Origin of the sequence: Pseudoalteromonas sp. MelDa3, assembly GCF_002863625.1 — a bacterium.
Classification (GTDB): Bacteria; Pseudomonadota; Gammaproteobacteria; order Enterobacterales; family Alteromonadaceae; genus Pseudoalteromonas; species Pseudoalteromonas arctica.
This window is the reverse complement of the sequence record NZ_PJBR01000016.1, coordinates 17,197-30,921: the sequence shown is the minus strand read 5'-3', so window position 1 is coordinate 30,921 and position 13,725 is coordinate 17,197. Positions and strand designations below refer to the sequence as shown.

Genomic DNA, 13,725 nt, shown 5'->3' with positions numbered 1-13,725 from the left:
CTAAACTACCTAATCAGTTAAATTCTAGTTCTACATCTTGCGCAGCCATTAGTGATAACTTATGAATTAAGTCGTCACTTGGCGTAACACACCATTCGATCCCAAGAGTTAATTGCGCCAACGCATCTGGACGTTGGTAATAAACCTTGATCGGACACGTTCCCATTTTATAGGGTTCGAGTACTTTTTGTAATTTATCGAAGAAACCTGCCTCGACTTGCACCATGTTCAGCGTCATTTTAATCGCTTTAATACGCTTTTCACGCGCTTGAGCAATGGTGTTTATTTCTCTGGCGGTCATTGTAATACCACCGGAGAAGTTATCAAAGCTGACCTGTCCAGATATTACCAAGATATTGTTAACTTGGAGCATATCTTGGTACTTTTCAAACTCGTCTGAATACAAGCGTACATCAATCCGTGCACTCTTGTCATCTAAAGTTACTAAGGCCCAACGATTTCCTTTTTTGTTAATTAATACCCTAGAAGCAATCACCAAACCTGCGGCTGTTGCAAATACATCGCGGTTCGTTGGCTGTAAATCAACTATTTTCCCGCTGGTATAATGCCTAAGCTCACGGCGGTACTGATTTATCGGATGCCCAGTTAAATAAAGGCCTAGGGTTTCTTTTTCACCATCTAACCATTCGTTATCAGTTAGGCCTGTGGCTTTAATAAAGGCTTGTTCTACTTCATCAGGCTCAGTGGCTAATAAACCAAACAAATCACTTTGCCCTAATAGCTCAGCTTTGTTGTGTTGGTCGGCTGCCCGCATTGCACTTTTTAAACTAGCTAGTAATGTAGCACGGCCAGCTTGGGTTTTTTCTGGCCCTAAATTATCGAGTGCACCTGAATAAATTAATTTTTCGGTCACGCGTTTATTTAAGCGTTTTAAATCAACTCGGGCACAAAAATCAAATAAATCTTTAAATGGGCCCCCTTTTGCACGCGCTTCTAATATTGCATCAACCGGTGCTTCACCTACGCCTTTTATCGCGCCAATGCCGTAAACAATCTCGCCTTGCAAGTTTACTGTAAACTTAAACTCACCTGCATTCACATCTGGCGGCAATAAGGTGAGCTTCATGTTTTCACATTCATCCACCAAAATAACGATTTTGTCGGTGTTATCCATATCAGCCGACATTACCGCAGCCATAAACTCTGCAGGATGATGCGTTTTCATCCACAGCGTTTGATACGAAACAAGTGCATACGCCGCCGAGTGAGATTTATTAAAACCGTAACCTGCGAACTTTTCTACCAAGTCGAAGATTTTTATTGCGAGTTCGCCGTCAATGCCGTTATTTCTTGCGCCATCTTCAAACGTTGAACGCTGCTTTGCCATTTCTTCGGGTTTTTTCTTACCCATTGCACGACGCAGCATGTCGGCGCCACCTAGCGTGTAACCTGCTAGTACTTGCGCAATTTGCATTACTTGTTCTTGATACAAGATAATGCCGTACGTTGGATCAAGTATTGGTTTTAAGCTTTCGTGCTGATACTGCGCATCTGGGTATGAGATTTCTTCGCGGCCCAGTTTTCGGTCGATAAAGTTATCTACCATGCCTGATTGCAGCGGACCTGGTCGGAACAAGGCCACGAGTGCAATCATATCTTCAAAGCAGTCGGGCTTAAGTCGGCGTACTAAGTCTTTCATACCGCGCGACTCTAGCTGGAATACAGCGGTCGTTTCGGCGCGAAGTAGCAATTCAATACTTTTTTTATCATCCAGTGGGATGGTATTTATATCAACGAGGTCTTTACCTTGGCGCTCCATGCGCACGTTGGTCATTTCGACCGCCCACTGCAATATAGTCAGTGTACGTAAACCCAAGAAATCGAACTTAACTAAGCCTGCAGTTTCTACGTCGTTTTTATCAAACTGTGTGACCGGAAACTTACCTTCGTCATCGCAATAAAGTGCAGCAAAGTCGGTAATAGTGGTTGGCGATATTACTACGCCACCCGCATGTTTGCCGGCGTTACGTGTACACCCTTCTAGGATGCGACACATGTCGATTAAATCTTTTACTTCGTTATCGCCATCGTAGGCTTCTTGCAAGCGCGGTTCTATATCAAACGCTTTAGCAAGTGTCATCCCAGGATCGCCTGGAATCATTTTTGAAATACGATCAACAAACCCGTAAGGGTGCCCAAGCACTCGCCCTACATCGCGTATTACCGCTTTTGCAGCCATGGTACCAAAGGTAATAATTTGCGATACGGCATTTCGCCCATACAAAGCCGACACGTGATCAATTACTTCGTCTCGTCTATCCATACAGAAATCGACGTCGAAATCGGGCATTGATACACGTTCTGGATTCAAAAATCGCTCAAAAAGCAAGTCGAATTCAAGTGGGTCCAAATCGGTAATTTTAAGGGCGTACGCAACTAATGAACCTGCACCTGAACCACGACCAGGCCCAACCGGAATATTGTTATCTTTACTCCACTGAATAAACTCCATTACGATTAAGAAGTAACCTGGGAATCCCATTTGGTTAATTACGCCAAGCTCTATATCAAGTCGCTCATCGTATTCAACACGTTTTACTTTTCGCTCTTCTTCGTCGGGGAATAAAAACTGTAATCGCTCTTCAAGACCGTCTTCTGATACTTTAACTAAAAACTCATCAATCTTAAGTGAGCCAGTTGGGTAATCAGGTAAAAAGTAAGTCCCTAGCTGAACCGTTACATTACAACGTTTAGCTATTTCTACTGTGTTTTGTAGGGCTTCTGGAATGTCGCTAAACAGCTCAGCCATTTGCTCTGATGTTTTTAGGTATTGTTCTTCAGAGAACCGTTTAGGTCTGCGTTTATCGTCAAGCGTGTAGCCGTCAAAAATAGCAACGCGAATTTCGTGCGCTTCAAAGTTTTCAGGCTTTAAAAACACTACTTCGTTGGTCGCTACAACAGGTAACTGCTCTTTGGTAGCAAGCTCTACCGCCATGTGTAAGTAGTCTTCTTCAAGCGGTCGGTTAGTGCGCACAAGCTCAAGGTAGTAGTTATCGCTGAAATGCTGCTTATAAAAGCTAACTACCGATTCAATAACACTTGGATTATTTTTTAGTAACGCTTTACCTAAGTCACCATCTTTAGCGCCCGAGAGAATAATTAAGCCCGTTTTATGCTCCACCAGCCATTCTCGGTCAATCACTGGGCGATGAAACACATGCCCACGTTGATACGCTTTAGATATTAATAAGGTAATATTTTTATAGCCGTCGTTGTCTTTGGCTAATATGGTTAAGCGGCTTGGCTCGTCAGGAAATTCTGGGCTACGAACCCAAAAGTCAGCACCCACAATAGGCTTAATACCGGCGTTATGTGTTGCGCCGTAAAAACGCACTAAGCCACAAAAGTTCATTTGATCGGTAATCGCAATAGCGGGCATTTGCAGCTCTTGCGCTTTAGCAACTATTGGCTTTGTTTTAGCGAGGCCGTCAACCATCGAAAAATCTGAATGAACCCTTAAATGAACAAAATCAGGAGCAGCCATGCTTAACCCTCACCATTGGCTTGCGCTAAAACACGCTGCACAGGTTTAAAGCTTTTACGATGCTCGTCAATCGCGCCGTACTGCTCAAGCGCTGCAAAATGTGCTTTAGTTGGATACCCTTTATGCCCTGCAAAGCCGTATTCTGGGTGGCGTTTATCAAGTTCAATCATTTCGTCATCGCGGGCTACTTTAGCTAAAATAGACGCGGCTGAAATTTCAGCTACTAAGCTATCGCCTTTAACAATAGCTTGCGCTGGCATAGTGAGTTTTGGCAAACGATTACCATCTATAAATACAAATTCAGGTTGTGTGCTTAATGCCTCTACTGCGCGAGTCATGGCAAGCATAGTCGCGTGCAGAATATTTAATTCATCAATTTCTGTTGGATTGCAGCGGCCATACGCATAGCACAATGCTTTTTCTTTTATTTCAATCGCAAGCGCTTGGCGTTTTTTATCCGTTAATTTTTTAGAGTCCGCTAAGCCAGCAATCGGTTTAGTGGGGTCTAAAATGACGGCGGCAGTAACTACATCACCCACAAGTGGACCGCGCCCTACTTCGTCTACACCGGCAATTAAGGATACATTGGGTCTATCAATTTGCATTTATTAACTCCGCCACAGCATTCGCTGCTTGTTCGCTGGCATTTAATCTAATTTTTTCGTGAATAGCTAAAAAGCGTGCTTTTAGCTCTTTGTTATCAGTGTTGAGCATAGGAGTAAGCGCATTTGTTAAATTAGCCACATTACACTCACTTTGTAAAAACTCAGGCACTAACTCTTCGTCTGCTAATAAGTTAGGCAACGAAAAATACTTAATATTAAACGTAAATAAAGTTTTAAATATCCAATAGCTCAAAGGCTTTATTTTATAGCCCACTACCATTGGCTTTTTATAAAGCATACCTTCAAGTGTTGCAGTGCCCGACGCTAATAAAATGGCATCAGCAGCTTGCATTGCTAATTTTGATTGTCCATCAAGCAGGTTAACATTAAGGTTTGGCGCGGTAGCGTTTAATATATCAGTAAACTGCGCTTTGCGTTTTTCGTTAACCAATGGCACCACAACTTTAAGATTGGGGTTTTTAGCTTGCAGCTCTGCGGCTGTTTTAATGTAAGTTTCGCTTAGTAAACCAACTTCTGAGCCTCGGCTACCAGGAAGTAACGCCAGTACTTTGTCATCAAGGCTTAAGCCGAGTTCTGCACGTGCTTTACTATCGTCGTGCTCAAGCGCTATATCATCAGCTAATGTGTGTCCCACAAATGTACATGGCACTTGGTGTTTGTCGTAAAATTCTTTTTCAAATGGCAGTAACGCAAGCACTAAGTTAGTGGCTGCACTTATTGTATGAATTCGCTTTTCGCGCCACGCCCAAACAGATGGACTTACATACTGTACTGTTTTAATGCCCGCATCTTTAAGTGGTTTTTCTACACGTAAGTTAAAATCGGGTGCATCTATACCAATAAATACATCAGGTGGGTTATCTACAAAATGCTGCACGAGTTGTTTACGTATTTTAAGCAAACGCGGCAAACGCCCTAGCACCTCAACAAGCCCCATTACCGAAAGCTCATCCATGTCGTAAAGTGTTTTACAGCCCTGCGCTTGCATTTTAGGTCCTGCTATTCCTTCAAAAATAGCGTCCGGAAAATGTTTTTTAAGGGCTTTAATTAAACCTTCACCTAAAATATCGCCCGACAGTTCACCTGCCACAATACCAATTCGTAGTTGTTTTTTATCTTTATTCATTTGATTTTATTTCACAAGTAAACCAGGCGTTCATGCTTGTTAGTTTACCGTGTTTTACTGTTTGGTTAAACGCTTTAAATAACTGGTTTTTTATCACGTAAGTTAAGGCTTTATGTTGTTTGTTTTTAATACTGATGTAGCATAGGAAATATATATTAAGTTTTACTAATATGTATGTTGACAAAAATTGCACAAAAGTAAATACTATTACAAACTTTCAGTAATTACTGAAAGTTCATTAAACCTTAACTTTGCCAATTAAATGTTGCCCTGTTAATCCGTCACTCTCAAGGAGCCAATAATGATAGATGAAACCTTTGTGGATCTATCGCGATTACAGTTTGCTGTTACCGCTCTCTTTCATTTCTTATTCGTACCGTTAACGATAGGTATGACCTGGATTTTAGTTATTATGGAATCGGTTTATGTTATGACCGGTCGCGAAATTTATCGTGATATGACTAAGTTTTGGGGAAAATTGTTTGGTATTAACTTTGCAATTGGTGTGGCAACAGGCCTTACCATGGAATTTGAGTTTGGTACTAACTGGTCTTATTACTCCCATTACGTAGGTGATGTTTTTGGGGCTCCCCTGGCTATTGAAGGTTTAATGGCATTCTTTTTAGAATCGACCTTTGTAGGCATGTTCTTTTTAGGTTGGGACAGACTCTCTAAACGCCAGCACTTAGGTGCAACCTTTTTAATGGCAATTGGTACTAATATGTCGGCATTGTGGATTTTAATTGCCAACGGTTGGATGCAAAACCCGGTAGGTGCTGAATTTAACTATCAAACCATGCGTATGGAAATGACCAGCTTTGCAGAGCTTGTATTTAACCCTGTAGCACAAGTTAAGTTTATTCATACCGTGTCGGCAGGTTATGTAGCTGCATCTATGTTTGTACTGGGCATAAGTAGTTGGTACATATTAAAAGGCCGTGATTTAGCGTTTGCTAAACGTTCTTTTTCGGTCGCATCGGGCTTTGGTTTAGCATCAATTCTATGTGTAATTTTACTCGGTGACGAATCAGGTTACGAAGTAGGCGAAGTTCAAAAAGTAAAACTTGCCACGATTGAAGCTGAATGGCACACAGAAGAGGCTCCGGCTGCGTTTACCGCATTTGGTTTTCCTGATTCAGAAGAGCAAGTAACACATGCTGCGGTTAAAATACCTTACGCACTTGGGTTAATTGCTACGCGTTCACTTGATGAGCAAGTAACGGGTATTAACGACCTAGAAAAACAACACGAAGTACGTATTCGCAACGGTATGATTGCTTATGAATACCTTACAAAACTCAGAAACGGTGAAGATACGCCAGAAAATGTTGCTAAGTTTAATACCCTAAAAGATGATTTAGGTTATGGCTTACTACTTAAGCGCTACACACCTGATGTTGTAGATGCTACCGAAGAGCACATTCAAAAAGCCGTTAAAGACTCTTTCCCTAAAGTAGGCCCTATGTTTTGGTCATTTAGGATTATGGTTGCCTGTGGTGTAGCCATGTTGGGTGTATTTATATTGGCATTTTACTACAACGCACATCGCGTTATTGAGCAAAAGCGCTGGTTGTTATGGGCTGCCGTATTGAGCATTCCACTACCTTGGATAGCGATTGAATTTGGCTGGATAGTTGCTGAGTATGGACGTCAACCTTGGGCTATATCTGAAATACTGCCGACCTTTTTAGCCACGTCGTCACTAACAGTAAACGATATTTTAATTAGCTTAACTGGATTTATTGTTTTCTATACTGGTTTAGCCATTGTTGAAGGTTGGTTGATGATCCGCTTTGTTAAGCAAGGACCAAGCTCGCTACATACTGGTAAATATCATTTTGAATTGCCAAATAAAACTGATCAAACTGAAGGAGAGCAATCATGATTTTTGATTATGAAACATTAAAAATGCTTTGGTGGTTGATCATTGGTGTGCTGCTTATTGGCTTTGCTATTACCGATGGCATGGATATGGGCGTTGCTATGTTGCTTCGCCTAGTTGGTAAAACAGATTCAGAGCGCCGTACGGTAATTAATACCATTGGTCCACACTGGGATGGTAACCAAGTATGGTTTATTACCGCAGGCGGCGCGTTATTTGCAGCGTGGCCTATGGTTTATGCAGCTGCATTTTCGGGCTTTTACTTTGCCATGATGCTAGTACTCTTTGCTCTATTTTTTAGACCACTAGGGTTTGATTACCGCAGTAAAGTAGACTCAAAACGCTGGCGTAATAACTGGGATTGGGGCTTGCTTGCAGGCAGCGCAATTCCAGCATTAGTTTTTGGTGTTGCTTTTGGTAACTTATTTTTAGGCGTACCATTTAATATTGATAACTTAATGCGTGTTAGCTACCAAGGTTCATTTTTTGGTTTACTTAACCCGTTTGGTTTGCTTGCTGGTTTAGTGAGTATCACTATGCTAATTGCTCATGCGGGGATGTGGTTACAGCTTCGTACAGCTGATGCAGTAGCAGATCGCTCAGGGCAATATGGTCGTTATTCACTGATTGTGTTTATTATACTGTTTGCAGGCGCTGGTTTTTGGGTTGCTAATTTAACGGGTTACCAAATTGTATCTATGCCTGATACACAAAGCCATGCAGATCCATTAGCTAAAGTAGTAACAACAGCCCAAGGCGCGTGGCTTAGCAATTACAGTGAACGCCCATGGACTATGACCTTTCCTATTTTAGCGTTTGCAATGGCACTAAGTGCGCTATTTTTTTCTAAATTGAACAAACCAGCACTTGGACTTATTTCAACAAGCTTAATGTTAATTGGCGTGATTATGACGGCCGGTGTTTCACTGTTCCCATTTATTATGCCATCAAGCAACAATCCAAATATTAGCTTAACAATTTGGGATGCGGTATCGAGCCATAAAACGCTCAATGTAATGTTTGTTGCAGTGTGTATTTTTGTCCCACTTATTTTAACTTACACCACCTGGTGTTATGTAAAAATGTGGCGCAGAGTAACGGTTGAAGAAATTGAAAACAACACTCACGGTAGCTACTAAGGAGACTAAACTATGTGGTATTTCGCTTGGATTTTAGGTGTACTTTTGGCCTGTACCTTAGGTGTAATAAATGTAATGTGGTACGAATTTCATCAAAATAAAAACAGCATTGCTGATGATGAACAAGCCATGCACGATTTATTAAACGATGCTAACAACACAAAAGATGACGACTAACCCCCGACCAGATCGCGCGCAGCAGCAATCACTGCGCGCTTTTTTAAAGCGTCAAAGTAAACCCGCTGCAGTGTGGTTAAAGTTAAGCATTGCACTGGGTACTTTTAACGCATTACTGATGATTGCAGGTGCTTATTTACTTGCGCAAACTATTCACAACGTTATGTTTGAAGGTAATAATTTAGCCCAAGTTACTCATTTATTATGGCCCTTAGCAGGCATTATTTTATTGCGCGCGGTGTTTTTAGCATTAAGCGAACGCTTGAGTGCATATGCTGCACTTAAAATAAAATCGGCTATGCGCCAAACACTTCTAAATAAGCTCAGCTTACTTGGCCCAAGCTATATAGAACAACACGGCCAAGGCGCTACATTAAATACCCTACATAATGGCGTAGAAGCACTCCACGACTATTATGCTAAATACCTACCCGGTGCTGCTTACAGCGCGCTTATTCCGCTGGCAATATTGGTTGTTATTTTTCCGACAGATTATAAAGCTGGGTTGATATTTTTATTAACCGCCCCGCTCATTCCTTTTTTCATGATTTTGGTAGGCTCAAAAGCCGAAGCTTTAAACCAAAAACGCTGGAAGCAACTTGCTGTACTGGGCAATTACTTTTTTGACCGCGTACAAGGTTTAACTCAACTCAAGCTATTTAATGCAACACGTACCGAGCTTAAACAAATAGCTAAAATTTCAGATGATTTTAGACACGCTACACTCGATGTTTTAAAGATCGCGTTTTTATCATCATTTGCACTTGAGTTTTTAGCCACCATTAGCGTGGCATTAGTCGCAGTAATTATTGGTTTTAGACTGTTTTTTGGCACTCTTGATTTTGCTACTGGCTTTGTGGTGCTACTTTTAGCGCCTGAATTTTATTTACCACTGCGCCAGCTAGGTAGCCATTACCATGCACGCTTACAAGGCATTAGTGCCGCTGCCGATATGGTTGCGATTTTAAATGCACCACTGCCAAGTGACGAAAATGCGTCAGCGACTACAAGCACGCCTGAAAAAAATTTAACTTTAAATACAATTAACTCCATAAGTATTACCGACCTTAATTTTATATACCCAGATAGTAACGAAGGGATTAAAAATATAAATTTAACACTGCCAAATAAAGGCTTAATTGCAGTTGTGGGCAGTAGTGGCTCAGGTAAAAGTACGTTGTTTGATTGCTTATTAGGGTTTCACCCTGAGGTGATAAACCACCTATCTATTAATGATCAGAGTTTAAGCACAACCGATATTACTTACCTGCAAAATAACATTGCATGGATACCACAAAAAGCGACGCTGTTTTACGACACCATTGCTGCCAACATTAAATTGGCCAAACCAACTGCCACACAGCAAGAGCTTGAACATGCAGCAAAGCAAGCTGGTGTGCTTGAATTTATAAATACCCTACCCGATGGTTTTAACACACTGATAGGTGAGCAAGGGGAAGGACTTTCTGGCGGGCAAAAGCAACGTATCGCACTCGCACGTGCATTCATAAAACAAGCACCAGTTTTAGTGCTTGATGAGCCTACAGCGCACCTTGATAGCCAAACAGAGCAGCTTATTCAAGATGCTATTAATGAATATGCTAAAAATAACTTAGTATTAGTCATTGCTCATCGACTAAATACCGTTAAACATGCCAGCAATATCATTGTTATGCACGATGGGAAAATAGCTGAGCAAGGTCACTTTGAAACACTTGCAGCGCAAAATGGTGCATTTGCTGATTTATTAAAAACGGCCAAACAAGGGGTTGCGCATGCATAATTTTATTCGCTTATTAAAGCTTTGTGCTCCTCATTATAAAGCGATGCTATTGGGTACATTTTTAGCAACGATTACGGTATTAGCTAATGTGGGCTTGTTGGCTATTTCTGGCTGGTTTTTAGCATCAATGGCAGCTGCAGGTCTTGCGGGCGTGCAAATGAACTACTTTACTCCAGCAGGCACGATTCGTTTTTTAGCAATTGTACGAACTGCATCGCGCTATGGCGAACGCCTAGTTACTCATAACGCCACGTTTTTATTACTAAGTGAAATACGTACCAATGTCTTTGCAACGTTAAGTAAGCTTAACAATGTTGATTTAGCAATGAGCCGCAGCGCTGATCTAGTTAACCGATTACAAAACGATGTAGACGCACTCGACAAGTTTTATTTAAACGTTTTGCTTCCTATGCTGGTCGCTCTTTTAAGTGTGCCAATCATCATGCTGTTTATGTCGGCCTATAATGGCAACGTCGCCCTTATTTGCTTTACTGGCATTATACTTATAGGTGTGGTTATACCTGCCCTACTCAGCGCAAAGCTCACTAAAAACAGCCATAAAGAAACACAACTTAGTGCACAACTTCGCTCTGAGCTTTCAGATACACTCACAGGCCTTAGAGAGCTTAGTATTTATCAAGCCCGTTCGCAGCAACTTAATAAGTGCGACGAATTAAGCGAGCAGTACAATCAGCAATTATTTATTCGCCACAAAGCACTAGCAAACTCAGATGGGTTAAGCTTGTTGGTTGTTCAATTAGCGATGCTTGCTAGCATAGTAACCATTGTCCCACTGGTTTACACCAACAGTATGGTAAATGTAGAACTTGCTATGTTAAGTTTATTTGTACTGGCAAGCTTTGAAAGCGTATTGCTACTACCCAATGCGTTTATAGAGCTTCCTAGTGTATTAAAAGCAGCAGAGCGGTTGTTTACACTTGAAGATAAAGCCGCTAACTCACAAGCTAAAGATGCACATGTAGACGTTGATAAAAGCTTTAGCGCGCAAAACCACACGTTAGCACTTAACAATATTAGCTACCAATATGGTGAGCAAACAGCGCTTACTAATATCAGTTTTGAGTTAATGCCCCAGCAAAAAGTAGCGATTGTAGGTAGAAGCGGCAGCGGTAAAACAACGCTTGTAAATTTACTGACTGGTTTATGGCCTTTACAACAAGGCAGCATAACGCTAAATAATCAAAATAGCGTTGTTAACTTACATTCGTTAAATAATGATATACGCGCAAGTGTGATAAATATATTAGCCCAGCAACACCATATTTTTGATGGCACACTGAGTGAAAATTTACGTTATGCCGCGCCAAATGCAACTAAAGAGCAAATGATTGAAGCGCTCTCGTTAGCGCAATTAAGCCCGTGGTTTAATGAGCTAAAAGAAGGTTTAAAAACACGATTAGGCACTGGCGGGCGTAATGTGTCGCAAGGTCAGTCTAGACGTATAGCTATTGCACAAGCATTACTTAAAAACCCGGCTATTTTAGTTCTTGATGAACCAACAGAAGGTCTTGATAATCAGTCTAAGCAAGGGGTAATGCAAGCAATAATGCATGTTATGAATAACGCGAGCGTGCTCACAATTACGCACGATCCCGCTCTACTTGCTCAAATGGATAATGTTGTATGGTTGGAAGGCGGTAAAGTAGTCGCACAAGGCTCTCATAAAGAACTCAGTGGGGCTTATCCTGCTTATGTTGCGCTAACTACCCGGTTTTAAAACCTTTATAGACACGTCGATAACGCCGACTTTTGGGTCGGCTATCTTTTTAAACATACTTTTTGATAAATCAATAATACGACCTCGCACATACGGGCCTCTATCGTTGATTCTTACCGTGACTGATTTGTTATTAGCTAGATTGGTAACAACCACCGTAGTACCAAAATCGAATTCTAAATGGGCTGCCGTGGCGGCTTGTTGGCTAAAGCGCTCTCCGTTGGCGGTTGTTCTTCCGTGGTATTTATCAGCATAAAAAGATGCTTTCCCAACTTGAGTGATTTCTCCAGCAGATGATTTAACAATAGGCTGGCTACTACAAGCGGCTAAAACTGAAGTAATAAAAAGAGTGACTACTAACTTAGGTAAACGCATAGGACGGCTTTTATTATATAAATTACCCGCATATTAACTCAATTACCCTGAGTATTAACTGAATTAGCTTAAAGCAGGGCAATAAAAAACCACCTTCGATTTATCATCTAGGGTGGTTTTTTTAATGCTTAAAGCAAACCCGCGAATTATCTTACGATGCCGCGCTCTGAGTTTTTAACAAAGTCGACCATCAATTTCACAGCAGGATACTTTGCGGCATCTTCACTAAGCGACTCAATAGCTTCTTCAGCACCTAGGCTTTTACGATAAAATGCTTTGTATGCACGGCGTACAGCCATAATTTCATCACTTTCGAAACCACGACGCTTCATGCCTTCTTTATTGATAGCTGCAGGACCTGCAGGCATACCAATGGTAGTAACAAATGGTGGTACATCTTTGTTAACACCTGAATACATACCAATAAAGGCATGGGCACCAATTTTACAAAACTGATGAACACCCGAATTACCACCAAGGATAACCCAATCGCCTACATGTACATGGCCGGCCACACTTGCGTTGTTAGCAAAAATTACGTTATCGCCAATTACCGCGTCATGTGCAACGTGTGTATAAGCCATAAACAAATTATTACTACCAATTTTAGTAACACCTTGGTCTTGAATCGTACCACGGTGAATAGTGGCACATTCACGGATAACGTTGTTATCACCCATGATTAAAGTGGTTGGCTCGTTGTTGTATTTTTTGTCTTGGCAGGCTTCACCCACAGACGCGAACTGAAAAATATGATTGCCAGAGCCAATAGTTGACGGCCCTTTAACAACAACGTGAGACTCAATAATACAGTTATCACCGATAACAACATCATTGCCAATATAACTATACGGACCAACTGAGACATTGTTGCCTAGTTTAGCGCCAGGTTCGATTATTGCTGTAGAATGGATCACTATTAAAACTCTCTTCTCGCACACATAATTTCGGCACTACACACTATTTTGCCGTCGACTCTAGCTTCTGCAGCAAACTTCCAAATGTTGCGACGTTCTTTTAAAAACTCAACATGAAGATGCATTGTATCACCAGGAATTACAGGTTGTTTAAAACGTGCGTTATCAACAGCAGCAAACAAATACAATTCGTTTTCGCTACGGTTTTCTACTGTTTTAAAACCTAATAAACCCGTTGCTTGCGCCATTGATTCTAATATTAGCACACCAGGAAAAATTGGCTGATTTGGAAAGTGCCCAGTAAAAACCGGTTCATTTATAGAAACATTTTTAATAGCATGTAAAGACTTGCCAGGTGTAAAATCAATAACACGATCAATTAATAGCATCGGGTAACGGTGCGGTAATAAACTTAAAATTTCTTGAATATCAAGGCTATTTAATTCGTTTGCCAAAA

The 13,725-nt window shown here is 41.2% G+C and carries 11 protein-coding genes; 5 read left to right on the top strand and 6 right to left on the bottom strand.

Annotated elements, in window-relative coordinates:
* Positions 1-13 precede the first annotated feature (13 nt).
* The 3 genes from dnaE to lpxB are packed head-to-tail and all read right to left on the bottom strand — an operon-like array spanning position 14 to position 5,257.
* A complete protein-coding gene (dnaE, locus tag CXF89_RS05575) occupies positions 14-3,505 on the bottom strand; it encodes a DNA polymerase III subunit alpha (RefSeq protein ID WP_010553736.1) in 3,492 nt (1,163 codons plus the stop codon).
* 2 nt (positions 3,506-3,507) lie between these two features.
* Positions 3,508-4,110 (bottom strand): ribonuclease HII, encoded by a 603-nt coding sequence (rnhB, locus tag CXF89_RS05570; protein ID WP_010553737.1) that lies wholly within the window; start codon positions 4,108-4,110, stop codon positions 3,508-3,510.
* The gene (gene lpxB / locus CXF89_RS05565) at positions 4,100-5,257 is read right to left on the bottom strand and encodes a lipid-A-disaccharide synthase (protein WP_101164360.1); all 1,158 of its coding nucleotides are present in this window, start codon (positions 5,255-5,257) and stop codon (positions 4,100-4,102) included. The genes rnhB and lpxB overlap by 11 nt, the downstream gene beginning before the upstream one ends.
* 301 nt (positions 5,258-5,558) lie before the next feature.
* Here lpxB and CXF89_RS05560 point away from each other — a divergent pair, with 301 nt between their 5' ends.
* From CXF89_RS05560 to cydC, 5 genes are read left to right on the top strand one after another with little or no spacing between them, the layout of a single operon-like run.
* The gene (locus tag CXF89_RS05560) at positions 5,559-7,142 is read left to right on the top strand and encodes a cytochrome ubiquinol oxidase subunit I (RefSeq protein ID WP_010553739.1); all 1,584 of its coding nucleotides are present in this window, start codon (positions 5,559-5,561) and stop codon (positions 7,140-7,142) included.
* Positions 7,139-8,278, top strand: coding sequence for a cytochrome d ubiquinol oxidase subunit II (gene cydB / locus CXF89_RS05555; RefSeq protein WP_007581007.1), 1,140 nt, complete (start codon positions 7,139-7,141; stop codon positions 8,276-8,278). Before CXF89_RS05560 ends, cydB begins: the two co-directional genes overlap by 4 nt.
* 12 nt (positions 8,279-8,290) lie before the next feature.
* A complete protein-coding gene (gene cydX / locus CXF89_RS05550) occupies positions 8,291-8,455 on the top strand; it encodes a cytochrome bd-I oxidase subunit CydX (RefSeq protein WP_002958303.1) in 165 nt (54 codons plus the stop codon).
* Positions 8,445-10,238 carry a thiol reductant ABC exporter subunit CydD gene (cydD, locus tag CXF89_RS05545; protein ID WP_121954032.1) on the top strand — a complete coding sequence of 598 codons (1,794 nt, stop codon included), beginning with the start codon at positions 8,445-8,447 and terminating at the stop codon, positions 10,236-10,238. The genes cydX and cydD overlap by 11 nt, the downstream gene beginning before the upstream one ends.
* Positions 10,231-11,976 (top strand): thiol reductant ABC exporter subunit CydC, encoded by a 1,746-nt coding sequence (gene cydC, locus CXF89_RS05540; RefSeq protein WP_121954031.1) that lies wholly within the window; start codon positions 10,231-10,233, stop codon positions 11,974-11,976. Before cydD ends, cydC begins: the two co-directional genes overlap by 8 nt.
* Here the strand turns inward: cydC and CXF89_RS05535 are convergent.
* From CXF89_RS05535 to fabZ, 3 genes are all read right to left on the bottom strand, one after another.
* The gene (locus tag CXF89_RS05535; RefSeq protein ID WP_121954030.1) at positions 11,959-12,351 is read right to left on the bottom strand and encodes a septal ring lytic transglycosylase RlpA family protein; all 393 of its coding nucleotides are present in this window, start codon (positions 12,349-12,351) and stop codon (positions 11,959-11,961) included. The two genes, cydC and CXF89_RS05535, sit on opposite strands and share 18 nt — an antisense overlap.
* Before the next feature lie 146 nt (positions 12,352-12,497).
* Positions 12,498-13,268, bottom strand: coding sequence for an acyl-ACP--UDP-N-acetylglucosamine O-acyltransferase (gene lpxA / locus CXF89_RS05530; RefSeq protein WP_007580998.1), 771 nt, complete (start codon positions 13,266-13,268; stop codon positions 12,498-12,500).
* A 2-nt stretch (positions 13,269-13,270) separates the two neighbouring features.
* Complete coding sequence (gene fabZ, locus CXF89_RS05525; protein WP_121954029.1) at positions 13,271-13,723, bottom strand: 3-hydroxyacyl-ACP dehydratase FabZ; 453 nt, start codon at positions 13,721-13,723, stop codon at positions 13,271-13,273.
* Positions 13,724-13,725 lie beyond the last annotated feature (2 nt).